The 1,180-nt window shown below is 73.1% G+C and carries 1 protein-coding gene; it reads left to right on the forward strand.

Annotated elements, in window-relative coordinates:
* Positions 1–1,180: translocation/assembly module TamB domain-containing protein (locus AX685_RS12140; protein ID WP_197418595.1), on the forward strand; the 1,180-nt coding region annotated here is incomplete at both ends.

Below are 1,180 nucleotides of genomic sequence, written 5' to 3' on the forward strand. Positions count from 1 at the left end.
CGTCGGGCGGGCGCGTCGTGGGCCGCGCGCAGGCGATGCTGAAGCCGCTGGGTGGGAGCGACGATGCGGTCGCGCGGCTGACCCGCGCGCCGCTGTTCGCGCAGCTGCGCTACAACGGCCCGGCGGAAACGCTGTGGCCGCTGACGCGGGTCGAGCTGTTCGACCTGTCCGGCGCGGTCGCGATCGCGGCGGACGTCAGCGGGACACTCGCCAGCCCGCAGCTGCGCGGCGTGGTGCGTTCCAGCAACGCGCGCATCCAGAGCAGCGTGACCGGCACCGTGCTGAGCAACATCCGCGCCGAGGGGCGGTTCGCCGGATCGCGGCTGCAGGTGCAGAGCTTCGCCGCGGATGCGGGCGCGCGCGGCGGCAAGGTGAGCGGGACCGGTGCGTTCGATTTCGGCGCGGCGAACGGCGTCGCGCTCGACCTGCGCATGAACGCCGACCGCGCGGTGATGATCGACCGCGACGATATCGGCGCCACCGTCACCGGGCCGCTGGCGTTCACGTCCGACGGCGACGGCGGGGTCATCAGCGGCAACGTGCGGCTCGACGCGGCGCGCTATCGCCTGGGTCAGGCGACCGCGGTCAGCGCGCTGCCGCGCCTCAACGTGCGGGAGATCAACGTCCCCGACGGCGCGGGCGCGGAGGACGACGATGCCGCCGCGCCGTGGCGGCTGGCGATCCATGCCAAGGCGCCCGGCGGGCTGATGGTGTCCGGGCTGGGGCTGCGCAGCGAATGGTCGACCGAGGTCGATATCGCGGGCACGCCGACCAATCCGGCGATCACCGGCCGCGCCGACCTGGTGCGCGGCGATTACGAATTCGCGGGCCGCCAGTTCGCGCTGTCGCGCGGGGTGATCCGCTTCGCCGGGGAAGTGCCCGCCAATCCCGCGCTGGATATCGAGGCGAACGCCAATGCCACCGGGCTGAACGCGACGATCCGCGTGACGGGCGTCGCGGCGAAGCCGGAGATCGCCTTCGCCAGCACGCCCGCGCTGCCGCAGGACGAACTGCTCAGCCGGCTGCTGTTCGGCACGTCGATCACCAAATTGTCCGCACCGGAAGCGTTGCAGCTGGCCGCGGCGGTGGCGGCGTTGCAGAACGGCGGCAATGGCCTCAACCCGATCAACGCGGTGCGCCGCGACGCCCGTCACGCGGATCGTCGCGTTCAGCCCGGTGG

Source organism: Sphingomonas sp. CCH9-F2 (assembly GCF_001556735.1).
Taxonomy (GTDB): Bacteria; Pseudomonadota; Alphaproteobacteria; order Sphingomonadales; family Sphingomonadaceae; genus Sphingomonas; species Sphingomonas ginsenosidimutans.